This is a genomic window from Nonomuraea mangrovi (assembly GCF_042681425.1).
Lineage (GTDB): Bacteria > Actinomycetota > Actinomycetes > Streptosporangiales > Streptosporangiaceae > Nonomuraea > Nonomuraea mangrovi.
In genome coordinates this window covers 245943-267971 of record NZ_JBHUFV010000068.1, presented here as the reverse complement: position 1 = coordinate 267971, position 22029 = coordinate 245943, and the positions used below count along the sequence as shown (strand labels likewise).

The following is a 22029-nucleotide window of genomic DNA, read 5'->3' as shown; positions in this document are numbered from 1 at the left end:
CGCAAAAACAGCTCAAGCCGCGTGTGCGCATTCGAACGTCCGGCGACGTCCGTGTGGCGACTACCGCTTCAGGCCATGGAACAACAGCTCGGCCATGACATGGCCATGGCTCGATGCTATAAGGGTCCGCGATCCGCGCACCGACGATCTGTGCAGCAAAGTCGCGACCGCGGCCGCATTCAGCGCGGCGGCGATCGCCCTTGCTATCGATCACCCCGCCACGTCGATGTCAGCGAGATCATCGTCCGTTCCACCGCCGGCCAGGCCCGAGCCGTTCGCCGTCCCCACTCCGAGCGATGGGCGGTGTCATCAGCTCGCGCAGGTAGCGGGGGGCGATTCTCCTTGGTGGTCGTGGGCCCATTTCGTATGCGCGTCAAATAGGAAGTCAGGTGTCGCTGAGAGCCCGGCCGGATTCTTCCTGCACCACCTGTGCGGATTCCCCTCGGTCGGCGCGGGATCGGAGTTCGGCGAAGGCAGCCGCGGTGGCACTCGCCGGCTCGGCCTGGTAGACGACCAGCTGCTGGTGCGGGGCATCGTTGACGGTGAAGGCCGAGAATTGGATCTTCAGAGCGCCGACCTCGGGGTGTGCGAGGTTCTTCGCCTGCTGGGTCTTGCCCTTCACCTCGTGCCTTGCCCACAGTTCGGCGAATTCGGGGCTCTTCGCGCACAGCGTGTCGACGACTTCGGTGATCCGCGGGAAATCGAGGTCGTATCCGTAGGCCGCGCGCAGTTCGGCCACGCACGAGTTCGCGGCTCCCTACAACGGCAAGCTGTGCTGCATGAGCCCAGCCTCGTCGGACCGGGGCCTGCACTGGACTCGCCTCAACGGCACCGCCTGGGATCCGCTCACCGTGGTCCCCGACATGCGACAGCGGGCCGGGCGGGAAGGTGGGCTGTGTCGTGGCAGGGTGCCACGGTTGGCCGCCTCGCACCCGCTGTGCACCAGGGCCCAGAGCACGTCATCGATCCAGTCGACGCCGAAGTCGGAGGCGAACACGCCCTCCGACTGCCCGCGCCTGATCAGATCGGTCATCGATCTGGGAGGTCGACCCAGGGGCGTCGGCGTCGGGCGACGTGTTGTCGAGCGCCTGGCAGCCGCCGTCTGCGCCTCCGGTGAACTCTTCCTGGATGCGGAAGTTGCGTCGTGCCGGCCGGAGGTCGATCGGCCGGCACGACGTTCAGCCGACGATGGTGTCCCAGGCTTGCTGGCGTACCTCGAGGTGTGGGGAATCACGCAGGTCGCGGATGATCTCCCGCCATGGGGGCGCCCAGTCGGTGTGTGCGCCGCCCCACTGGGTGAGCGTGATCGCGAACAAGGCGCCAGCCAGGTCGCCGCCGGCCGTCAGCCGCCGGATCGCGGGCAGTGTGGCGGCGGGCGGCATCTGCGGACGGCTCCGATAGCTGTCGTACAGCTCGGCGGCTACCCGCTTGGCAGTCTGAGCCGCCAGGATCGGCCGGTTCCCCAGAAGGCCGGCCAGCGTACACAAGGCATCACCCAATTCCGCGTCCGATGTGGGGAGCAGGGCTATCGCCAGCCGCACCGCCTCGGTCAGCAGGAGCGGCCGGGTAGCGAGCAGGTCCATCGCGTCCTGGGCGAGCCGCCGCTGCCATGGCCGCTCCTCGTCCAGCATCGTGGCCAGGCTTTGAGCGATGGCGGTCACGCGCGTTCGCGCCGGCGCCCGCAGGTCCTCGCCGGGTACGGCGGCGGCCAGCCGGGCGAGCACGTCGAGCATCCGGGACTGGATCGCCCCCGTCCGCAGCAGCGCGAGGAACACCTCCATGATCTGCCCGTCAACCCCCGGGTCGGCCACGGCCTCAAGGATCTCCTCGAAGCCGCCGCGGTACCAGTGCGCCCACAAACTGAACGCTTTCGACCCGCGGAAACGTACCCCGGGCAGGTCGGCGGACATGAGCAGCCGCCGTACGAGGTCCGCGTAGCCGGGGCGGGCGGCGGGAGCGTACTCCATCGGGTGGGCCTGGAAGAGCGTGCGCAGGATCACCTCGTCGGCGTACCTGCCGGGGGTCTCCATCAGGGCGGCCAGGGTGCGCGGGTCCTCGGGCATGCCGCGCAGCACCGCGGCCACGGTCGCGCGTACGTCCCGATGCAGGCCGGGGTCCGCCCATGCCCGCAGCAACACCTCCACCGCGCCCGGCGGGCGGTCGCGGCCGAGCCGGCGGGCGGCCAGCTTGCGCAGAGTGATCTTGCTTTCGGGGGCGGTCAGCGCCTGCTCAAGGAACGGGCCCAGCCGCGACGGGGCGCCGGACCGGCAGGCGCGCGCCAGGGCGATCACCGCGACACGGGAGGCCGGGCCGCCGGCGTGCCGCAGGAGCAGGGGCATCGCGTCGGCGCCCGCCATGGCCATGACGGCGGCCTCGGCCAGCACCGTGTTCTCGTGGTCCGCCCAGGTGGCGAGGAGGTCGAGCCTGCCGCCGACCCGTCCGAACGCCTGGACCGCCGTCGCCCGGACGGAGACGGGCAACCGCTCGTCGCCAACGGTGGCGGCGAGCTTGGCGCGTACGCGATCGCGCTGGTCAGGGGTCCATCGGCGGGCCTCACCCTCGACGACTGGCGGCACCCACGAGGGGTCGGCGAACCGGCCGCCACGGTCGTGCTCGAGCAGCGGCAGGAGGAGATCAGTACGGCGCCGCGCCACCGCACACCACACGGCGGGCAGCGTCACGGCGGACGGATCCTCCAGAACGAGCCCGACGATCCGCTCCATCCGCCCGTCACCCGCTCGCACCGGCCGCTCGGCCGCGCCGGGTTCCGGCGGTGGGGTCCTTCGGTGGCGGCCGGGTCGGTGGGACAGCCATAGGTCGGCGGCCTCGCGGGCGAGTGGCTCCGGTGCCTGGCGGATGGCGGCGCGCAGGTCGTCCTGCAGTTCGGCCAGCGCCCAGCCGCGTCGGCCGAGCGTGTGGGCGAGGGCCACGGCCACGGCGAAGTCCCCCCGCTCGCGCGCCGCCCGCAGGTGCGGCCGCAGCAGCGCGAGCAGGTCGTGCTCCTGCCCCATGCGCAGCACCCGGTCCAGCTGATGCTGATCCGTGGGCGTGCCGGGAAAGCCACGATCACGACGGCGGCGGGCGGGGGCGGGCCGACGTGTGTCAGGGTGGGGCACGAGCGCTGGGAGCCCCGCCGCGCCGTGCCGGGCCACCAGCGATGCGTATACGCCCATCCCCCACGAGACCAGCGCGGGCGCGAGGGCCGGGTCGTGGTGCCGCAGCACCCGGCCGGCCAGGCTGCGCAGCGCCTCCCGGGTGTCAGGGGAGGAGTCCGGCGCCTCGGCCGCGGCGGTGGCGATGCGGCCCAGCGTGGCGGCGAAGGAGTCGTCGAGCAGCGCGGGCGGCACCTCCAGCAGCGCGGTCAGCAGGTCCCGGCGGAGCGGGTCCCGTTCGTTCACGGTGCGCAGGGCCAGCTCGGCCAGGAGGTCATGGAGCAACGCCCGGTTCCGCGTGCGCGCCGTGCACCGTACCAGCAGCGTCCTGGCCAGTCCGCGGCGCCGTGGATCCCCTCCGACAGCCGCCTCGCGCAGCGGGCCGACCGCCTCCTCGTACGGCAGATGGCTGGTGAGCTCCAGCGGGATGTCCGGATTGTCCAGGTGGGAGCGGGCCGAGTGCCACACCGAGGCGTGCCAGTCGAGTATGCGCCTGGCCTCGGCCGCCGCCGGCTCGGGAGGCAGGCATCCGAGCAGCCGCATCGCCCATAGCCGGCCGGCTCTGCCCTGCGCCTGCGCGGCCGCCTCGAAGATCGTGGCCCGGCGGGCGGGCGGCAGCCGGCGCAGCACCGTGTCGAAGCGATGATCGACCGAGGCGAGCCGCAGCAGTTCGGCGTCCGACGCCGAGCTCAAGTGGCGGAGCAGCGCCTTCGGCGGTTCTTCCCAGAGAGGGGAGGCTTCGGCGATGAACAGCCTCCTGGCGCGTACGGCGTCCGCCCTGAACAGCGCGTTGGCGACCGCGCCGGGAAGCTGGGCGAGAACGTCACGCAGGTCGTACCGTTCCAGCAGTGCCAGCATCCGGTCCGGTTCGGAGAGCGCGGCAAGCTCCACGCCCGCGCCCCGGCGGCGCCACCAGGTCCACGGGCGCACGCCGGTGGCCAGTTCCTGCTCGGCCACCGCCATGATCGCGCCCGCATGCCGCTTGGCCATCGTCGTCCAGGACGTCACCGCGTGGGCCAGCTCCGGCAACCATCGCGGGACCGCCGCGGATCCGCAGGCCGGCAGCAGCGCGGCCGCCTCGCGGTCGCCCCATCGGGCGCGCACGTCGGGCAACAGCGCCTCTGCCAGCGCGTGCCGGCGGCCGTGCACCAGCGTGCGGTACAGCGCGCGCCGCAGGTCGGCGGGCGCGTCGTCGAGCGCGGCCCGCACCGCCGGATCCGGTACGGGCAGCGTGCGGACGGCACGCAGGGCCGAGCGCCGCAACCTCATGTCGGGTCCGGCGAGAACCTTCTCGATGAAGCCGAGGTCGCGGGCCGCCATGGCGAGATGCAGTGCCGTGTGCCGGGCGTACTCGTCCCGCGCCGACAGCTCGTCCAGGAGAACACGCAGATGGGGGGTGCCGGCCAGGCGGCGGGCGTGCAGCGCCAGCGCCCGCGCGCGCCGTGAGTGGGGAAGAGGTGCGAGACGCGCCAGCAGCGCGGTCGCGGGGAGATCGATCTCGAGGGCCGGCTCTTCGACCGGCTCCATGGGCCTCAACGGCCTGGGCGGAGAACGCCCTTTCCACTAGTCATGCCGACGATGGTGACCCAAGATCCCCATGCCGCGCAACTCCGCCCGAGCCTCCTGCCCGCCCGGCGGCGCGCATGAGTACCGCCTCGCGAAAGTCGCGCTGTTGCGCGGCCAGGGCGCCACTCCCCCGCGGCTACTGCCGCGACTCCCTGCTGTCCTGTGAACCGGGCGGCCCATGACCACGTCGTCCAGGACATGAAGCGAATCGTCGCGCTCCTGCTCCTCGTCGCCGGCTGCGGAACACCCCTGGCGGACGCCGCCGAGCCCACCTATACCTGCCATGACCGGCCGATTCCGCTGGACGTGATGAGCACCGGCCGCCCGGCGTCCCAGCTCGGCCCCGACGGGCGGGCCGCGCTCAAGGGGCACGAGGTCCGCCCGGTCAAAGACCTGGACAAGTGGCGCATCGTCGAGGAGACCGGTGAGCGCGTGGCCCTCATCAAGGAGTTCGACGAGCCGGAGGAGCGCGGGAGGGCGACGGTCACCCATGACTTCCTGGTGGTCGAGCGCTTCGGCCCGCCGGCCGCGGACGGCCGACCGAGCTGGCACATGCGCAGCTCGGGCGGCTGCAACCTGCAACGGGACTTGGGCGACCTGGGTGTCGCCGAGGTCGCCCTCGACCCGGCGAAGCCGGGCATCGGCAACAGCCTCCACCTGCTGGTGACCGAACAGGCCTGCGCCAGCGGGCAGTCGGCCGACGGGCGTATCCGGGTGGTCGGCCTGGAGGAGACGGACCGGGACGTACGCCTGGTCATCGGCGTCGAACGCGCCCCGGGCGACCTCCACAACTGCCTGGGCAACCCCGCCACGCCGTACACGGTCGAACTGAGCCGGCCGCTCGGCGACCGCGTCCCGCGCGACGCCGGCCTGCACCCCATGCGCGAGATCGTGAAACCCTAGGGCGGCGCGCCACGTTCGAAGACCGCGATGTCCCGCTTGTAGGTCACCGCCAGGCGCCCGCTCCTGTCGAGGGCGACTGCACGCCGCCGTCGAGCGGATGCACCCCGGCGACACCCCGGTCACCTACAAGCCCGACCGCGTCGCCCGCTCGGTCAAGGAACTGCTGGTCTTCCTCGATGAGGAGCCGGCCCCGCACGGCGTCAACCTGAAAATCCTGTCCGGCATCTGCGCCGGGCTGCACCGAACCAGCGGCAGTCCATCGTCGACCGGATGCTGTTCATACTCGCCGGTCTGGCCGCCGAGATGGAACGCGACCCGATCAGCGAGCGTGGGCCGCTCGACGCTGTACAGGGCGCTGGAGAACGACGAACCACCCACCGCCCGCCGGACGGTACCTACAGAGCTCGAAACCATTGGTCGAGGGCTGCGAAGTCTTCGTCGGCGAGTCCTCGGTATGACTCCACGCGGTGGAGGAAGGCTCGGCCGCCATGGTGCGCGGAGACCCACTCCTTGTCGGCGTCGGTGATCTCGTCGTCGACCCAGGCGAATGGGCGTCCGGCCGCCCAGTTCACCAGGGTCCGGGTCTTCCAGTGGAGTCCGAACCATTGGTCCTGGCGTTCGTCCTCGTCGGATGACTCCGGCCAGTTCACGACTGGCAATTGTGGCAGCCCGATCCGTGGTGCTATGTCGACATTCGCTTCATCTTCCCAGGTTGTGGCCCAGACGAGTTCGCACGGCAGTGCCGCCAGCCGACGCCCCACCTCGGACATGAGCCGCGCCAGGTGCGAGTCCGACGTGGTACCCCGCGCTTCGCGCTGCGGGTTCTCACCAAACGGTAGAAGCGGCCCGTCGACATCGAGGAAGAGCAGCGGGTGTTCGGTGTGGCCGGTCATGTTGCGTGATCTTGTCACGTTCGACGAGTAGGCCGCGTTCGAAGCGGGCTCCGGCACGCACCAGAGCGATCAGATGGGGCGCGTTGACCGAGCGCCGGCGCTGTTGGGCGGATTCGATGAGCTTGAACGTCATCGACCTTCAGGTGCACGCCGTCGGCCCGGACGGATACAGCAGCGGAAGCACCTCGAAGATCGTCGGGGTTTTGCGGGCCCACGGCGGCAAGATCGCCGATGAGAACCGCTTGCGTTCCCCGGTCTCGGCGTCTACCCGCTGGTCATTCACTGGCGGCGCCTTGACCTGCATCGGCCCGGCTGAGGTAGTCGTCGTCCGCTCGCCGTGGAACCCGTTGCGCACGACCAGACGACGGCCGTCGGCGTCGCGAGCGGCGGTCGGCGGGTGAGGTTCCTGAGCTTTCTCACTCGGCCGGGCCATGTCTCGGTGCTGCACGGACGTGCGCGCGTTCGCCTTGTTTGCCGATGAGACTCAGGAACTCGACGGGACCGGCGCTGGTGGCCCCGAACCAGTGCGGGGTGCGCGTGTCGAACTCCGCGGCCTCCCCCGGCTTGAGGGTGAGGTCGTGTTCTCCGAGCACAAGGCGGAGTGTTCCGTTGAGGACATAGGCCCAGTCGTAGCCCTCGTGGGTGCGCAGATCAGGTTCGGCGTCGTCGCTTCCGCTCGGGAGGACGAACTTGTATGCCTGGATTCCTCCGGGTCTACGGGTCAGCGGCAGGATGACCGAGCCGTCGCTGCATGGGATGGGACGCAGATTGATGCGGGGGTCGCCGGTCGGCGGCGCATCGACGAGCTCGTCGAGTGTGACCCCGTAGGCGCGAGCAAGCGGAAGCAGCTGCTCCAGCGTGGGACGTCGCAGGCCTGCCTCGAGCCTGGACAAGGTGCTGGTAGAGATGCCGGTCTCCGCCGCGAGGTCGGCGAGCGTGACGTCTCGTTGCAGCCGAAGGCGTTTCAACCTCGGTCCGACGGCGTCAAGAGTGTGATCAATGGCTTCATCCACCACTCCATTTTGCCATTCGGCAACAAGGTTTGCGCATCCGCCATCTCTGTCAGCACCATGAAGAACGCCGAGGGGGCGCACGCCGGCGGACCTGTCGGCATGTGGCCGCGACGAGGTCATCGCTAACGAGTGGGGACGACCTATGACGTACGAATTCGACAAGGACTTCTGGGAACGACACTGGCAACAGGGACGAGCTGGGGGCTCTGGATCCATGGGCGGCAACCCGCCCAATCCTTACCTCGCTCGTGAGACCAGTGGCCTGACCCCGGGCACGGCGCTGGATGCCGGGTGCGGCGGCGGTGCCGAGGCGATCTGGCTTGCCTCCCACGGCTGGCACGTCACCGCAGCCGACATCTCGCCCGAGGCCCTTGCTCGCGCCGCCGAGCGCGCCGCGACGAGCGGCGCCCCCGAGCGCTTGCGGTGGGTCGAGGCGGATCTGAGCGTCTGGAGCCCGGGCGCGCAGTTCGACCTGGTCATGACCCACTACGCCCACCCGGCGATGCCCCAGCTGGAGTTCTACGACCGCATCGCCGGATGGGTGGCCCCCGGCGGCACGCTGCTCATCGTGGGGCACCTGCACACCCCAGGCTCTACCGGCCACGGGCACCACCCTCCCGCCGAAGCGTCGGCCACCTCCGCGGCCATCACCACGCGCATGGACGACACGGAGTGGGAGATCGTCACCGCCGAAGAGCACCTCCGCACGCTCACCGGTCACGGGGGCCGAGCGATCCCCCTCCGCGACGTCGTCGTGCGCGCCACCCGACGCCGGTGATCACGCCATCCGACAGCGCCAGGGCCCGCCGCTCCGGCGCCGATCCCCCTTGTCTTCTTGAGAGGAATCCCATGAGTACGAACTCAGGAGCTTCGACCATCCAAGACCCACGACAACGACGAATGATCTTGGTCGGGGTCTGCGTCGCGCTCATGGCGGTCATCGCTTCGGTGTCCGGACTGAACGTCGCCCAGCCAGAGCTCACCGTCGCGTTCGACGCCTCGCAAACCGAGGTCTTGTGGTTCATCAACATCTACACCATCAGCCTGGCCGCGTTGCTCCTGCCGCTCGGCGCGATGGGCGACCGGTGGGGCCGCAGGCCGATGCTGCTCGCAGGCCTGCTCGTCTTCGGAACAGCGAGTGCGGCGGCCGGCCTCGCCACCTCGTCCGAGATCATGCTCGCCGCGCGTTTCCTGAGCGGCGTGGGCGCGGCGATGATCATGCCGGTCACCCTCGCCGTCATCACCTCGACCTTTCCGGACGAGGAGCGTTCCAAGGCGATCGGCGTGTGGACCGGTGTCGCCGGCGGTGGAGGCATCTTGGGGATGTACCTGTCGGCTGTCCTGGTCGACCTGGCGAGCTGGCGGTGGCTGTTCGTCCTGCCGGTCGCGCTTGTCGTCGTCGCCATCGTCGTGGCGCTGCGATCCATCCCGAACTCGCGAGAGGCGCCAGGGCACGGGTTCGACGCCGTCGGTTCGCTGTCGTCCGTGGTCGCGGTGGTCGGGCTCGTCTTCTTCCTCCACGAGGGCCCCGAACGAGGCTGGACCGCGTCCGCGACGCTCCTGAGTCTCCTCGTCGGCGTCATCGCCGCTGCTGGTTTCGTGGCATGGGAACTGCGCCGACAGGCTCCGCTCCTCGACGTCCGGCTGTTCCGCGAGCGAGGCCTTTCGAGCGGTTCCGTGTCGCTCGTGACGGTCTTCGGCGTGCAGGCAGGGATCTTCGTGGTCCTCTTCCCGTACTTTCAGGCGGTGCTCGGCTGGTCCGGCCTTCGCTCCACCCTGGCGCTCATGCCGATGGCGCTGCTGATGATGTTCGCCTCCGGCCTCGCCCCGCGGGTGGCCGCGCGCATCGGCAGTCGCTCGACGATGGCCTCAGGAATCTTCCTGGGTGGCGCGGGGCTGGTCCTCATGGCCACCTTCGTCTCCGTCGACGGCGGCTACCTATCCATTCTGCCCGGCATGCTCGCCATGGGACTCGGCATGGGTTTGACGATGACGCCCTCCACCGAGGCCATCACCACCGCCTTGCCGCGTGAGCGTCAAGGCGTCGCCTCCGCGCTCAACGACGTCACCCGGGAGTTCGGCACCGCGCTCGGTGTCGCGCTGCTCGGAGCGGTCCTGACCGCCGGCTACCGCAGCGCCATAGACTCCCGGCTCGACGGAGTGCCGGACGACGCCGCCCGCACCGCCCGCGAGGGTGTCGCCAACGCCCTCGCCACCGCCGACCGGGTCGGCCCCCAGGCACAGGCGCTGACCCGAGCCGCCCAAGAGTCCTTCGTCGACGGCTGGCAGCAGGCCATGTGGGCAGGCGCGGTAGTCATGGCGATCCTGTTCGTCTACGTGCTCGCACGAGGTCCACAACAACGGCCCGCGGGCCGTAGCGCGACGTGGATTCCGGCGATCACGACCCGCACTGGACCTCCTGAACGATCACTGCGCACACGGCATCTGGACGACGAGCTCGGTGGGGCCGCCCGGCGGGCTGTCGAGGCGGACCCTGCCGTCCAGGGCGGCGACCCGCCGGCAGATCCCGGCGATCCCGGTGCCGCGCGCCTCGTCGGCGCCGCCCCTTCCGTCGTCGGTGACCTCGATGGACAGCACGTCGTCAGCGCGCTCGATCCGGAGGGCCACCCGCGTGGCAGCGGCATGCTTGGTCACGTTCGTCAGCGCCTCGGCGATCACGTAGTAGGCCACCGCCTCCACGGTCGCCGGAAGCGCGCCCAGATCGGCGAGCTCGATGTGGACCGGCACGCTCGACCGCGCGGCCAGCGCCGTCAACGCCCCGTCGAGCCCGCGGTCGGCGAGAATCGGCGGGTAGATCGTCTGGAGCACCGCGCGGAGCTCGACCATCGCCTCCTCCGCCGTCTCGTGCGCCTGCGTGAGCAGCGCCGCGACCGTGTCCGGATCGTCGGCGAGCGACTCCTTGGCCATGCCCAACTGCATGGCGATGGCCACCAGGCGCGCCTGCGTCCCGTCGTGCAGATCGCGTTCGATCCGCTGGAGTTCCGCGCCATGGGCGTCGACCACGCCGACCCGGCTCCTGGTCAGCACGTCGACCCGCTCGGTGAGCCGCTCGCGGGCCGACGGCGCGAGCACCGCCAGGCACAGCCGCGCGTGGAGTCGCGCCAGCGTCGGGAGCACCCACCAGGCCGCCGCACCGAGGACGGCGATCTGAACAGAGCCCCCGACCAGCGCGGTCTCCCAATCGCCCACATGGACATCGAAGAACGGAAACAGGGTGGGACGCGTGTCGGCGGGAAACATCCACCACAATGGCAACGCCACCGCGGCGACCAGGAGGTTGCCCAGGCACATCAGGGCGGCCAGCCCGAGCGGGAACCCGACGGCGACGTGCGCGAGCGCCCAGACGAGATCCCTCCGTCCGCCCGGCCTCCCGTCGACCGCAACGCCGAGCAGCCTGCCGGCCCGCTGACGGTGCCAGTCCGCCCAGCGCCGAGCCGCCCGCGGCGCGAGCAGCACCGGCAACGCGAGCGCTGTGACCACGGCGGTGGCCAGCGTGCCCAGTAGGTAGAGCGAGCCGGAGAACGCACGGTCACGCATGCGCACCTCCTCACGACGCCGTACGGAGATCATTATCCTTCACCTGTCCCCGCCGGACACTACAGCGGGCTGTACCAACGCGTGTGCGGCCAGCTGTATCGTGCCGGATGTTCGGCCGAAATAGCGTCCCCGACCATGAAACCGACATATGCGCGGACCCGCAGACGCCTGGTCCCGGCCCTCGCCCTGATCGCCCTGTCCTTCGCCCTCGCGCCCCCGGCCAGGGCCGACGGCGGCCCGCCCCCACCGCTCGACTGGAAGCCCTGCGCCCAGGGCCCCGACGACGCCCTCGGCAGGGAGCTCGACCGGGCAGGCGCACGGTGCGCGGAACTCACCGTCCCGCTCGACCACTCCAGGCCCGGCGGCCGCACCATCAAACTCGCGCTGTCCCGCCTCCCCGCCACCGACCGCGCCCATCGCATCGGCACCATGGTCCTCAACCACGGCGGCCCCGGCGAGAGCACGCTGGGCATGCCCCTGCAGACGCGCGCGGCCATGAAGGACGTCGCCGCCCGTTACGACCTCGTCGGCCTGGACCCGCGCTTCGTCGGGCGCAGCACGCCGCTCGACTGCGGCTGGCCCATCGGACTGTGGCTCCGCTCGGCCGGTCCGACCCGCGCCCGGTTCGATCACCAGGTGGCGGTGCAGCACGACCTGGCCGAGCGCTGCGCCCGGCGCCACGCCGACGTGCTCCCGTACGCCAACACGCGCGACACGGCCCGCGACATCGACCTCGTGCGCCGCGTCCTCGGAGAGCGCCGGATCTCCTTCCTCGGCTACTCCTACGGCAGCTACCTGGGCGCGGTCTACACCCAGATGTTCCCCGGCCGCACCGACCGCGTGGTCCTGGACAGCGCGGGCGACCCGAACAAGTGGGGCCCCAGGGCGGCACAGGGCACCGAAGATGAGGCGGAACGCGCGCTGCGCGGCTGGGCGGCCTGGGTCGCCGAACGTCACGGCACCTATGGCCTCGGCGCCACCCGCGCCCGCGTGCTCGCCACCGTGAACGCGATCGTCGCCGCCGCGCAGGACCGCCCGCTGCGCGTCGGACCGTACGAGGTGGACGACCAGGCGGTCCCGTACATCCTCTCCGTCGGCTCCGGCGACGACCGCCCTGCGGCCCGCGCGGCATTCACCTCCACCGTTCGGACCCTGAACGAGGCCGCGCACGGTCGCCCGGCCGACCCCGGCCCCGAACTCGACGGATTCCTCGCGTTCGTCCTGACCAGCGCGGGCTCCCCGCTCGCCAGCCCGGCCGCCGCGATCATCTGCGGCGACCGCGCCGCGCCGCGCGACCCCGACGTCTACTGGAACGACGTCCAGCGCAGCCGTACGCGCCACCCCCTCTTCGGCCCCCTCAAGAACAACGTCTGGCCCTGCGCCTTCTGGCCGAACCAGCCGCGCGAGCGTCCCACGCACGTCGCCAACCCCACCCCCGCACTGATCGTGTCCGCCACCGGCGACACCGCCACCACCTACGAGGGCAGCAAGGCCATGCACCGGGCGCTGACCGGCTCCCGCCTGCTCACCCTGCGCGGCACCACCGCCCACGGGATCTACGGCGAATACGGCAACGCCTGCGTGGACGCCAAGGTCAACGCCTACCTGGCCACCGGCACCCTCCCCGCCGCCGATCCGAACTGTCATCCCTGACCTGCCTCCCGAGGCCGCGATACCCCCGTCGCGGCGGCCGGCCCGGCGCCGAGGCGCGCTGCCAGGCGTGCGGACGTACGGCGGGCGAAGTCGCCGAGCAGCGGACGGGATGCGACCGGGCCGCCGTGGTCGATGATCTGGCGATGGTGTGGCGGTGAATGCCTGGCGCCCGCCGCTCAACTGCGCAGTTGCGCATTGAGCCGCGCGGCCTGTCGCGTGAGGTGGTCGCGTTCGGGGAGGCTGGGCGCTGATCGGGCGGCTTCGGCGTAGAGCCGTGCCGCGGTCACTGGGTCACCGTCACGCTCGTGCAGGTACGCCGCGGCTGCGGTGTGGCGGGGCAGGGCTGGGTCGAGTTCCGCCAGGGCGGCCAGTCCGGCCCGTGGGCCGTCGGCCTCGCCGACCGCGACGGCCCGGTTGAGGCAAGCCACCGGGCTGTCGGTGAGGCGTACCAGTTCGTCGTACCACTCGACGATCTGCACCCAGTCGGTCTCCTCGGCCGTGCGGGCGTCGGCGTGCAGCGCGGCGATGGCGGCCTGGGCCTGGAACTCCCCCAAGCGGTCGCGGGCGAGGGCCGCCTGGAGCACGTCGACGCCCTCGGTGATCAGGCGGGTGTCCCACAGGCCGCGGTCCTGCTCGGCAAGGGGCACGAGCCTGCCGTCGGGGCCGGTCCGTGCCGGGCGCCGGGCGTGGTGCAGCAGCATGAGCGCGAGCAGGCCCGCGACCTCCTCGTGGTTGGTCCTGGCCGCCAGTTGGCGAGTGAGCCGGATCGCCTCGGCGGCGAGGTCGACGTCGCCGGAGTAGCCCTCGTTGAAGACCAGGTAGAGCACGCGCAGCACCGTGGCGACGTCCCCGGGCTGGTTGAACCGGACGTCCGAGACGGTCCGCTTGGCCCTGCTGATCCGCTGGGCCATGGTCGCCTCCGGCACGAGGTAGGCCCGCGCGATCTGACGCGTGGTCAGGCCGCCGACCGCGCGCAGCGTGAGCGCGACGGCCGAGGCCGGTGTCAGGGACGGGTGCGCGCACAGGAAGTACAGCCGGAGCGTGTCGTCCACCGCCTCGCAAGGGCCGGGCACGGGCTCGGTCTCGACGCGTACCTCGCGGTGCCGTCGGGAGGTATCGGCACGGGCGGCGTCGAGGAACTTACGCCAGGCCACGGTGACCAGCCAGCCCTTGGGGTCCCGCGGCGGGTCGTCCGGCCACACGCGCACGGCCTCGACCAGGGCGTCCTGCACGGCGTCCTCGGCCGCCGCGAAGTCGGCTCCGCGGCGGACGAGGACACCGATCACCGCGGGCACCAGCTCCCGCAGCAGCGACTCGTTCACTCGGTCACCGTGGGCGGCTCGGCCAGGAAGGGGCGCACCTCGAGCCACTCGTGGATCGGCTTCCCACCCGCACCCGGAGCCGCGGACAGTTCGCCGGCCAGCTCGAGCGCCCGCTCGTAGGTCTCGACGTCGATCACCATCCAGCCGGCGATCAGGTCCTTGGTCTCCGCGAACGGGCCGTCGGTGACCGGCGGCCGCCCCTCGCCGTCGTAGCGGACGAACGTGCCCTCCGGGGAGAGCGCCTGAGCGTCGACGAACTCGCCGGTGCCCTCGAGCCGAGCGGCGAAGTCACGCATGTACTGCACGTGGGCCGAGACCTCCTCCGGCGTCCACTGCTCCATCGGCACGTCGTTGACCGCTGCCGGCGCGCCACGGTAGTGCTTGAGCAGCAGGTACTTGGCCATCGTGTTTCTCCTTAGTGTGGTACAGGCCCATTGTGGCCGTGTTCACTCCGGGGACGGAGCCGCGCGCGGATTCTCGACATCCCTTCACGGCTTTTCCCGGCGGACTTCACAGACTCCGCGTACCGCGGTGGGGTTGAGGCGTGGGCGATCCACCCCATGCGAGCGGCCTCGCGCCGCTCAGCCGCCGTTGCTCGGGCGTCATCTCGTAGGTGCCGGTCGCCTGGAGATACTCGTCCGGGATGCCATCGACGAAGTCCAGCTCGGCCCGACCCCTGATGAGCAAGATCTTGGGCGGGTGCACCTCGGTGTCGATCGTCAGGGCGACCATCGGGTTCTCGCTCAAGGACTGAAGCTTCGGAGCGTTCTTCGACGTGCACATGACGATCTCCGAGCCGTTCCAGGCAAAGATGATCGGGACATTGCGAGGTGTGCCGTCCTTGGCGACGTAGGCCAAGCGGGTCACGTCGCGAGCCGACAGCTCCTGACTGATCGGTCGGTGCAGTACCTCGGAGATCTCCCTCGGTCGCACGGTTACTCCTCCCGTTGTCGTTCTCGGTCCATCCAGCGGATCGTTCTGGTTGGTCGCAGGTCGGCCGCGACGGGCCGTCAGCCGAGCTCCTCGGCCAGTGCGACGACGATGCCCTCGGGGCCGCGGATGTAGCAGAGCCGGTAGACGTCCTTGTACTGCACCACCTCGCCGACGAGTTCGGCGCCGTGGGTGCGCAGGCGGGCGATGACGTCGTCGATGTCGTCGACCGCGAACATGATGCGGCGAATGCCCAGCGTGTTCGCCGCGGCGTCCACCGGCACGCCGCTGATCGCCTTCGGCATGTGGTACTTCGCCAGCTCGATCCGCCCGTGGCCGTCCGGGCACCGCATCATCGCCACGTCGACTCGTTGGTCGTCGAGCCCGACGAGACGTGCCGCCCAACGCCCCTCGATGAGCGCCCTGCCCTCCAGCTCCATGCCGAGTTCCACGAAGAACGCGATTACAGCCTCGAGGTCGTCGACGACGATGCCGACGTTGTCCATCCGCCTAATCGTCATGGTGGTTCTCCTTCGTCGCGCGGCCCGTCGTGGCCACTGGTGTGCCTGGGACGGAGCCAACGCCACATTCTCGACACCCGGAAAGGTGCCGATTTCCAGGAACCTGCTTCTGGCCGTCGCGGCCCTGGGACGCTCACACCGCCGAACGAGTACCCGCACGCGCGCACGCCACTGCTCAGCCAGCCGGACAACCGCTGCCCGCAGCGCGCACGCCACGTCATCGGGCACGAATCCGAGCCACGGCGGCGTACAGGGCTGGACCATCCGGTTGGTCCGCGGAGCGCCGCCCACAACGTGGATCGACGAACGCCACGTCAGCCGCGTCGGCGTGAAGTACCGGATCAACTCATCTGCGCTGACCTCCCGGAACGAGCGCAGCTGCTCCAACTGTTCCTCGGAGAACATCTCCTCTGACAGCGCGTCACCCCACGTGCCGTGCCGGACGAAACCGGAACAAACGTAGCGGGAATGATCACCAACCCGCCGCAGACGGTCAAACGCCTACGTTTCCGCAGGTCAGAGGCTATTTCGTTGGCCGCCAGGCCGCCACGATCCGATCGGAGGCCACGCCGAAGATCTCCTCGCCCAGTCCGAGCGAGCGGACGGTGTTCAACGTGCCGATCTCGACCAGCGGCGTGTCCAACCCGAGCGGTCCTGCCTCGATCTCACAACACTTCAAGATCAAACTGAAGGCCGGATGCGAAGCCCCAGCTCCACCGTGATCGCTCCACGCCCATGTACGTGAAAGAGACTGATCACGTACATGACGCGCGATTGTCGACGACGGATCATGGGCTCAGGCACTCGGGCCTCCGCGCTCTCTCAGCCGGTGTGAAGGATCCGGAAGCGATCGGGTTCCGCCGGATCTCGATCAACGACTTGAACTGGCGGCCAAGCCCATTGCCAAACGCTGATGCCTGGCGTGCGGGAGAACTGGATCTTTCCGCGGGTGCCTTCGACCGCGACGCGCGGCCAGGATTCGGCGGTGCGCGCCCGGTCCGCGCCGTGCGAACGCAGCACATCGGCGAGGACGGTGACCGTGTCGTAGCCCTCGAAGGCGACGAAGGAGGGCGCTTCGGCCAGCCGCTCGCGCAGAGCCGTCTCGACTCGTGCACCGAGTGGGCTGAAGCGCTCGGGCAGGTAGCGCAAGAACGGGATCGCGGCGCTGTCGTCGCCCAGCAACGTCACCCATTCGGCGAACTCCGGTTGCCCGGCCGGAGCACCAATCAGGATCTCGGCGAGGCGCCGGTCGCCGCGGACAGACTTGACGATCGACACTGCCGGCTCCGGGTGGCCGACCAGAAGAAGGAGGGCTGTCGCGCGGTTGTCGACGAGTTCGTCGCACACGGCCGCGGGGGTGAGCGCGCGCATGTCGAGTTCGATGACGCTGCCGCCGCGTGGAGCGAGGTAGTCCCGCAGAATGCTGGCCCCAGACGCCCAGTAGACACTCGGCTGGGCTGCTACGGCGATTCGCCTGTGGCCCGCGCTGAGGAGGAAGTCTGCGTAGATCTGCCAGCCGTGGGACTGCGCCGGGGCGAGGCGCGCGACCCATTCCGTCGGCTGTTCGGTGAGCGCGTCGAGAACCGCTGACGAGCAGAGGAACGGCAGGCCGAGGGCGTCGGCCCTGGCGGCAGCGGCGCGAGCCACGACGCTGTGATACTCCCCCACCAAGGCAGCCACGCCCAGGCGAGCCAATTCGTCCACGGCCGCCGCGGCCCTCTGCGGATCAGCCGCGGTGTCTCGGACCACCAGCTCGAGTGGTCTTCCGACGATCCCGCCGGCGTCGTTGACATCCCGAACGGCAAGCTCGAGCCCGGCAAGCACGTGCCGGCCCGCCTCGACCCAGCCAGGCCGAGTCAGCGGAACGAGAGCGCCGATCTGGACCGGCGAACCGTCAGTCCGCTCCGCTTCCGGTGGCAATGGTGGCGTATTCATGCGTCAGCGTCTCCCGAGTGACGATTCGGTAGTGAATCTCAGTGGCGCCGAGAGTAGCCGAGCCGAGAATGGCCGGCTTCGCCGCCCCGTCCCGTGGCCGTCAGCCGATCCTCGCGCCGCCGATCGAGGCTGAAGGGCTTCGGGCAGCGCTGCCGTAACAGGCTGGGCACGACGTCCCAGCGGCGATCAGCTCCTCGGAGGTGAGCGGGTGCCTCGGGCGGCGGATGCGGATGGGCTTGGCCGGAGCGGCAGGCCTTGGTCCGCGGCGGCGTGCTCAGCTTCGGCGAGTGCCCTGTAGAGCGAGGCGACTCTTCCCCGTCTTGATGACCAGCTTCTTCGCGATCTCCTCTCAGAAGTGTCCAGCAGAACAGAGGGCTTTTGCGAACGGCGACCCGTGGAAACGTGATCACCCCCGGGCTCTCGCAGACCTCTCACACTGCGAACCACACGAGCTACATCCGGGTCCGTGCGTACGCTTGCAGTGCGTCGCGGACGAACGTCGCCCCTGCGGCGTCGTCGTACATGCCGGCGAAGCGGGGGTCGTCGACGTACATGTCCCCCAGGCCTTTCACCATCTCGATCGAGCGCTCCCGGTCGCCCTCGGCCGTGGGGGTACCCGGGATCCGGCTCAGCCACTGGACGTGCCGGGCAGCCAGTGACTGAGCGTGTTCCGATGTCGGAGAAACCCCGGCCTTCACTGCGGCGACCCATGCGGCGACGAGGTCTTCGGTGGCCTGCTTCCAGGCGCGCTGCTGGTCAAGGGTCTTGCCGTGCCACCAGTCGTTGCTCGCTTGGAACGCGCGCTCGCCCCAGCGTGAGATCACCTCGTCCTTGTAGTGGTCGTTGAAGCCCGCCAACATGACGTCCATCCGCGGTTCCGCCCCCGCCTGCAGGGCCTCGAGCGTGTGACGCACAGACCGGATCTGCCGTTCGACGCGGTCCCGTTCCTCTTCCAGTGCGGCGATGTGGGCACGGAGCCCGTCGCACGTGTCCACCTCGTCGGCCAGGACCTCGGCGATGGCCGGCAAGCCCATGCCGAGCTGGCGCATGAGCAGGATCCGCTGTAGCCGAGCGACCGCGGTGGGGTTGTAGTAGCGGTACCCGTTCGCGCCCACCCGGGACGGGGCCAGGAGCCCGACGCGGTCGTAGTGACGCAGGGTGCGGCTGGTGATGCCGGCCCTCGTCGCGAGCTCCTGGATCGTCCACTCCATCGTTCCAGTGTTACCCGTGGCGGAGCGTGGTCGCGATGATCTCCGAGCTTTCGGCGTGCAGGGCCTGCGCCGCCGTCTGCCCGGTCGCCGCCAGGTAGGTGTCGACCAGCCGATTGCCCGCGGCATAGCCGGCGCCCATCGGCAGTCCCACCGGGGTGAGGCCGAAGCGCTCGGCGCTGGGATCGCCGTGCACCCAGGCAGTGAAGTTCTGCATGCCTGTCACGTCGAGCCCGGTGAGTACCTTGCCGAAGATCTCGTCGTCGTGCAGGTGCGGCACGCCGATGCGGGTGGGGCCGAGCTCGTCGCCGTAGAGCTGTCGGGCGAAGGCGTCGGCCAGGCCCTCGGAGACGATGTGGTCGCCGACCGTGACGGTCATCGGGTCCCACACAACCCCGCCTGGGCCGAACCGCAGGTTGTGGTTGAGTTCGTGCACGGCGGTGGCCTCCAGCCGCTCCACGTTCTCGGGGAAGGGCCAGAGCGTGATCACGATGTGGCCCGAGATGCCGCCGAACCCGGTCACTCCTTGGCAGGGGCCCATGAAGTGCTCGTCACCCGGATCGCCGAGCACGAACAGCACGGTGATGTCCGGGGCCTCCAGCCGCGGCGTCGCCTCCAGCAGTACGGTGAGAGCCTCGTCGAGGGCGCGTTGCATCCGCTCCCAGGCCCCGGCGGCCGCCAGGGTTTCGAGCGCGTCGAGGCAACGCTCCTCGTCGCGGTCGATGGGGAAGCCTGACGCTCCGAGGTGCATGGCCACCAGGTCGACCTCGCCGGGGTGGTAGCGGTACATGCCCCTGATGGGCTCCAGCATCGAACGCAGCAGGTCAACGCGGTCCGCGACCGGGGCCAGCAGGATCCGCCTCATGGCGGAGTAGGTGTCAAGAACAGTGATCGACATGGGCCCGATGCTAGAAGTTGACGCAGCGTCAAGGTCAAACCCGCGGCGCTCTCCGTCGAGGTACTGCCGGCATGCCGACACCCGGTCCCGTCATGACCCGCCCAGCCGTGCATCGGCCGCGCCTGCTCGGGAGAGCCCGCTGCCTGCCCCCCGGTGGGCCGGCGATGGAATCCAGGACGCCGTACGGCGCATCGTGGTCGAGGACGCACGCGATCACCAGGTCGGGGGCCTCGACCGTCTCCCGCGGTGACGCGGCCCGCGCGGCCCCGCCCGCCCGCCTTCGACCCGGGCGGCCGAGCAGGTGACCGGTATCGGCCGCTCCGTCTCCAGGCTCTCCTGATCGGCATTCCTCACGGAGGCTTCGTCTCACGCTCACCTCCAGTACGTCCGGCCGCCTCGATGATCGCCGATTATCAAGACCCATGAGGAGATCGCGTGTGGGCACGGTTGCCACGATTGTCAGTGCCGCCGTCGTGGCGTTGCCGGGGGCGGCGCATGCGGGTGGGGTCAAGCACACCTTCGACCTGCAGGCCCACCGGGGTGGGCTGGGCCTGGTGGTGGAGGCCACGCTGCCCGCGTTCGCCAACGCGCTCGAGCTGGGGGTCAGCACGCTGGAACTCGACGTGCAGATCACCGAGGACGGCCAGGCGGTCGTCACGCACGACCGGCGGATCAGCAACAGGAAGTGCAGGGACACCGCGCCTGCCGTACCGGGAGATCCCGAGTTCCCCTACGTCGGCAAGTACATCAACACGCTCACGCTCGAGCAGGTCAGGACGATGGACTGCGGCTCCATGACGCTGCCGGAGTTCCCAGCTCAGCGGCCGGCGCCCGGCGCCAGAATGGCGACGCTGCGCGAGGTGTTCGAGCTGGTCGACCGCTACCGTGCGCGCCGCGTCATGCTCAACGTCGAGACCAAGGTCGAGGCGGGCGCGCCGCACGAGACGGCGCCCAGGGAGCAGTTCGTGCAGGTGACGCTGGCGGAGATCCGGCGGGCCGGGTTGCTGCGGCAGGTCACCGTCCAAAGTTTCGACTGGGGAGCGCTGATGCGGATGCGCCAGGTCGAGCCGAGGCTGCCGATCGTGGCCCTGACCAACCGCGACTTCCTGCAGACCGGGAAGCCGGGCGCTTCGCCGTGGCTCGGCGGCATCGACATCGACGACTTCGGCGGCGACCCGCTCAGGGCCGTCAAGTCGTTCGGCGCGGACGCCTTCTCGCCGGTGCACGGGTTCCCGCAGAACGGCAAGGTGACGGACCCCGGCTACCAGCCCTACGTCACCAAGGAGATGGTGGATCAGGCGCACGGCCTGGGCATCAAGGTGATCCCGTGGACCATCGACGACGAGCCCACCATGAGCAAGCTCATGGACGACGGCGTGGACGGGATCATCACCGACTACCCGGACCGGTTGCGGCAGCTCATGGCCGAGCGCGGCTTCAAACTGCCCAGGCAGTACCGCGTCAAGCAGTGACGGTCCCGGCGCCGGCAACCGCTTCGAGAAGGCCGGGCGCCACCTCGTCCCCGGGCCTGCCTGCCGGAAGTAGGACCCCCGCGTCACGCAGGGACTCCACGGCGCAGGGTTGCCCTGCCCAGCCAGTGGTTCGAAGGGCTGCTCGCCAGACGCATCAGCGACGGCTCGGCCGCATTCAGCGGTCAAGCCGTCGCCAGCGCCCTGCGGCTTCGCCGAAGCGATCAGGACCGACCCTTCGTCGCCGCTCTGTTTCCTTCGCTTCCCTTCAGCGGCTGGGCGATCAATGAGCGGTAGCAGGCCTCAGGGTCGCGCTCGACACAGAGCGGCGCTGTGGTCCCGCTGCTCGACAGCGCCGACACGATCGGCGTGAGATCGGCGGTGTCGAGCATCTCGGTGGTGTAGCCGCCTGCAGCCGGAGTGAGTTCGCCCAGGCGTCCTCGGGTCCACGGACACCACGGACACCACGGCGCCGGCGTACGTCCGCATGTCGCAGCCGTTGCAGGAAGGACTGGCCGCCGAAGCCATGGACGCCGATTGTCACCATTCTGAGCACCGCAAACCACTACTCGTGCCGCCTCCGGCAGCCCTGCCGGAGGCGGCGGGGTCGCTTCACGCGACGGCTGTCCCCTCGAGCTCCACCATCAGGTCGGGGATCGCCAGCCGTGTCACCCCGAGCATCGTGGTGGACGGCGCCACCCTGGCGGCGCCCAACCGCGCCGCCAGCACGCCATAGTGCTGGAAGAGCAGATCGACGTCGGTGGTGTAGACGTTGAGCCGGACGAGGTTCGCCAGAGACATGCCGGCCTCGCCGAGCACGGCCTCCAGGTTGTCGAGGCTCAGCGCCAACTGCGCCGCCATGTCATCGGCATGTTGGGGCTTGCCGTCGCCGCTCATCGCGGTCTGCCCGGAGACGTACAGGGTCCGGGTGTGCCCGGAGACGATCTCACCCTGGTTGTACCCCAGCTCCGTCGACCACGCCCACGGGTTGACCGCCGTTCGCTCCAT

19 protein-coding genes and 3 pseudogenes are annotated in these 22029 nt (G+C 70.2%); 5 read left to right on the top strand and 17 right to left on the bottom strand.

Features of this window, described 5'->3' with window-relative positions:
• Nucleotides 1-385: 385 nt before the first annotated feature.
• Nucleotides 386-742 (bottom strand): annotated as a pseudogene (locus ACFSKW_RS45035) (MmyB family transcriptional regulator); the annotation flags it as partial.
• A gap of 436 nt (nt 743-1178) precedes the next feature.
• A complete protein-coding gene (locus tag ACFSKW_RS45030; protein ID WP_379580745.1) occupies nt 1179-4679 on the bottom strand; it encodes a hypothetical protein in 3501 nt (1166 codons plus the stop codon).
• A gap of 237 nt (nt 4680-4916) precedes the next feature.
• Here ACFSKW_RS45030 and ACFSKW_RS45025 point away from each other — a divergent pair, with 237 nt between their 5' ends.
• Nucleotides 4917-5621, top strand: coding sequence for a hypothetical protein (locus tag ACFSKW_RS45025; RefSeq protein WP_379580744.1), 705 nt, complete (start codon nt 4917-4919; stop codon nt 5619-5621).
• 43 nt (nt 5622-5664) lie between these two features.
• Here the strand turns inward: ACFSKW_RS45025 and ACFSKW_RS45020 are convergent, their stop codons facing one another.
• The 4 genes and pseudogenes from ACFSKW_RS45020 to ACFSKW_RS45005 form a co-directional block, all read right to left on the bottom strand.
• Nucleotides 5665-5817, bottom strand: a complete 153-nt coding sequence (locus ACFSKW_RS45020) for a hypothetical protein (protein ID WP_379580743.1) — start codon at nt 5815-5817, stop codon at nt 5665-5667.
• A 199-nt stretch (nt 5818-6016) separates the two neighbouring features.
• Nucleotides 6017-6514: an HAD domain-containing protein gene (locus ACFSKW_RS45015; protein ID WP_379580742.1), complete on the bottom strand. Its 498-nt coding sequence runs from the start codon at nt 6512-6514 to the stop codon at nt 6017-6019.
• A 157-nt stretch (nt 6515-6671) separates the two neighbouring features.
• Nucleotides 6672-6893 (bottom strand): annotated as a pseudogene (locus tag ACFSKW_RS45010) (IS256 family transposase); the annotation flags it as partial.
• Nucleotides 6894-6930: 37 nt separating this feature from the next.
• Nucleotides 6931-7527, bottom strand: coding sequence for a helix-turn-helix domain-containing protein (locus ACFSKW_RS45005; protein WP_379580741.1), 597 nt, complete (start codon nt 7525-7527; stop codon nt 6931-6933).
• A gap of 142 nt (nt 7528-7669) precedes the next feature.
• Here ACFSKW_RS45005 and ACFSKW_RS45000 point away from each other — a divergent pair, with 142 nt between their 5' ends.
• Together ACFSKW_RS45000 and ACFSKW_RS44995 are read left to right on the top strand one after the other, a co-directional pair.
• On the top strand, nt 7670-8305 hold the full coding sequence (locus ACFSKW_RS45000) for a class I SAM-dependent methyltransferase (protein ID WP_379580740.1): 636 nt from the start codon (nt 7670-7672) through the stop codon (nt 8303-8305).
• Nucleotides 8306-8376: 71 nt separating this feature from the next.
• Nucleotides 8377-9561 (top strand): annotated as a pseudogene (locus tag ACFSKW_RS44995) (MFS transporter); the annotation flags it as partial.
• A gap of 393 nt (nt 9562-9954) precedes the next feature.
• Here ACFSKW_RS44995 and ACFSKW_RS44990 read toward each other — a convergent pair.
• Entirely contained in the window at nt 9955-11085 is a 1131-nt protein-coding gene (locus tag ACFSKW_RS44990; protein WP_379580739.1) for a sensor histidine kinase, read from the bottom strand.
• A 135-nt stretch (nt 11086-11220) separates the two neighbouring features.
• Here ACFSKW_RS44990 and ACFSKW_RS44985 point away from each other — a divergent pair, with 135 nt between their 5' ends.
• Nucleotides 11221-12738, top strand: a complete 1518-nt coding sequence (locus ACFSKW_RS44985) for an alpha/beta hydrolase (protein ID WP_379580738.1) — start codon at nt 11221-11223, stop codon at nt 12736-12738.
• Between the two features lie 176 nt (nt 12739-12914).
• On the opposite strand, the gene ACFSKW_RS44980 is transcribed toward ACFSKW_RS44985, so the two are convergent.
• The 8 genes from ACFSKW_RS44980 to ACFSKW_RS44945 form a co-directional block, all read right to left on the bottom strand.
• Nucleotides 12915-14060, bottom strand: coding sequence for an RNA polymerase sigma factor (locus tag ACFSKW_RS44980; RefSeq protein ID WP_379580737.1), 1146 nt, complete (start codon nt 14058-14060; stop codon nt 12915-12917).
• The gene (locus ACFSKW_RS44975; protein ID WP_379580736.1) at nt 14057-14464 is read right to left on the bottom strand and encodes a YciI family protein; all 408 of its coding nucleotides are present in this window, start codon (nt 14462-14464) and stop codon (nt 14057-14059) included. The genes ACFSKW_RS44980 and ACFSKW_RS44975 overlap by 4 nt, the downstream gene beginning before the upstream one ends.
• A gap of 106 nt (nt 14465-14570) precedes the next feature.
• Nucleotides 14571-14993 (bottom strand): pyridoxamine 5'-phosphate oxidase family protein, encoded by a 423-nt coding sequence (locus tag ACFSKW_RS44970; RefSeq protein ID WP_379580735.1) that lies wholly within the window; start codon nt 14991-14993, stop codon nt 14571-14573.
• 77 nt (nt 14994-15070) lie between these two features.
• Nucleotides 15071-15496 carry a VOC family protein gene (locus ACFSKW_RS44965; RefSeq protein WP_435191243.1) on the bottom strand — a complete coding sequence of 142 codons (426 nt, stop codon included), beginning with the start codon at nt 15494-15496 and terminating at the stop codon, nt 15071-15073.
• A gap of 538 nt (nt 15497-16034) precedes the next feature.
• Nucleotides 16035-16190 (bottom strand): hypothetical protein, encoded by a 156-nt coding sequence (locus ACFSKW_RS44960; RefSeq protein ID WP_379580733.1) that lies wholly within the window; start codon nt 16188-16190, stop codon nt 16035-16037.
• Nucleotides 16191-16333: 143 nt separating this feature from the next.
• Entirely contained in the window at nt 16334-17446 is a 1113-nt protein-coding gene (locus tag ACFSKW_RS44955; protein ID WP_379580732.1) for an ABC transporter substrate-binding protein, read from the bottom strand.
• A gap of 452 nt (nt 17447-17898) precedes the next feature.
• Nucleotides 17899-18657 carry a MerR family transcriptional regulator gene (locus ACFSKW_RS44950; RefSeq protein ID WP_379580731.1) on the bottom strand — a complete coding sequence of 253 codons (759 nt, stop codon included), beginning with the start codon at nt 18655-18657 and terminating at the stop codon, nt 17899-17901.
• Between the two features lie 10 nt (nt 18658-18667).
• A complete protein-coding gene (locus tag ACFSKW_RS44945; protein WP_379580730.1) occupies nt 18668-19552 on the bottom strand; it encodes a DUF2268 domain-containing putative Zn-dependent protease in 885 nt (294 codons plus the stop codon).
• Between the two features lie 437 nt (nt 19553-19989).
• Between ACFSKW_RS44945 and ACFSKW_RS44940 the strand changes: the two genes are divergently transcribed.
• Nucleotides 19990-21024, top strand: a complete 1035-nt coding sequence (locus ACFSKW_RS44940) for a glycerophosphodiester phosphodiesterase (protein ID WP_379580729.1) — start codon at nt 19990-19992, stop codon at nt 21022-21024.
• Nucleotides 21025-21245: 221 nt separating this feature from the next.
• On the opposite strand, the gene ACFSKW_RS44935 is transcribed toward ACFSKW_RS44940, so the two are convergent.
• Together ACFSKW_RS44935 and ACFSKW_RS44930 are read right to left on the bottom strand one after the other, a co-directional pair.
• Entirely contained in the window at nt 21246-21413 is a 168-nt protein-coding gene (locus tag ACFSKW_RS44935) for a DUF488 family protein (protein ID WP_379580728.1), read from the bottom strand.
• Between the two features lie 220 nt (nt 21414-21633).
• A complete protein-coding gene (locus ACFSKW_RS44930; RefSeq protein WP_379580790.1) occupies nt 21634-22029 on the bottom strand; it encodes a RidA family protein in 396 nt (131 codons plus the stop codon).

Excerpts from the sequence above, each read along its gene's own strand:
- ACFSKW_RS45015 (WP_379580742.1), bottom strand. The coding sequence starts at position 6,514 with ATGACCGGCCACACCGAACACCCGCTGCTCTTCCTCGATGTCGACGGG.
- ACFSKW_RS44985 (WP_379580738.1), top strand. The coding sequence starts at position 11,221 with ATGAAACCGACATATGCGCGGACCCGCAGACGCCTGGTCCCGGCCCTC.
- ACFSKW_RS44945 (WP_379580730.1), bottom strand. The coding sequence starts at position 19,552 with ATGTCGATCACTGTTCTTGACACCTACTCCGCCATGAGGCGGATCCTG.
- ACFSKW_RS44955 (WP_379580732.1), bottom strand. The coding sequence starts at position 17,446 with ATGAATACGCCACCATTGCCACCGGAAGCGGAGCGGACTGACGGTTCG.
- ACFSKW_RS44930 (WP_379580790.1), bottom strand. The coding sequence starts at position 22,029 with ATGGAGCGAACGGCGGTCAACCCGTGGGCGTGGTCGACGGAGCTGGGG.
- ACFSKW_RS45025 (WP_379580744.1), top strand. The coding sequence starts at position 4,917 with ATGAAGCGAATCGTCGCGCTCCTGCTCCTCGTCGCCGGCTGCGGAACA.
- ACFSKW_RS44975 (WP_379580736.1), bottom strand. The coding sequence starts at position 14,464 with ATGGCCAAGTACCTGCTGCTCAAGCACTACCGTGGCGCGCCGGCAGCG.
- ACFSKW_RS44935 (WP_379580728.1), bottom strand. The coding sequence starts at position 21,413 with ATGCTCGACACCGCCGATCTCACGCCGATCGTGTCGGCGCTGTCGAGC.
- ACFSKW_RS44990 (WP_379580739.1), bottom strand. The coding sequence starts at position 11,085 with ATGCGTGACCGTGCGTTCTCCGGCTCGCTCTACCTACTGGGCACGCTG.
- ACFSKW_RS45000 (WP_379580740.1), top strand. The coding sequence starts at position 7,670 with ATGACGTACGAATTCGACAAGGACTTCTGGGAACGACACTGGCAACAG.
- ACFSKW_RS44965 (WP_435191243.1), bottom strand. The coding sequence starts at position 15,496 with ATGGACAACGTCGGCATCGTCGTCGACGACCTCGAGGCTGTAATCGCG.
- ACFSKW_RS45030 (WP_379580745.1), bottom strand. The coding sequence starts at position 4,679 with ATGGAGCCGGTCGAAGAGCCGGCCCTCGAGATCGATCTCCCCGCGACC.
- ACFSKW_RS44950 (WP_379580731.1), bottom strand. The coding sequence starts at position 18,657 with ATGGAGTGGACGATCCAGGAGCTCGCGACGAGGGCCGGCATCACCAGC.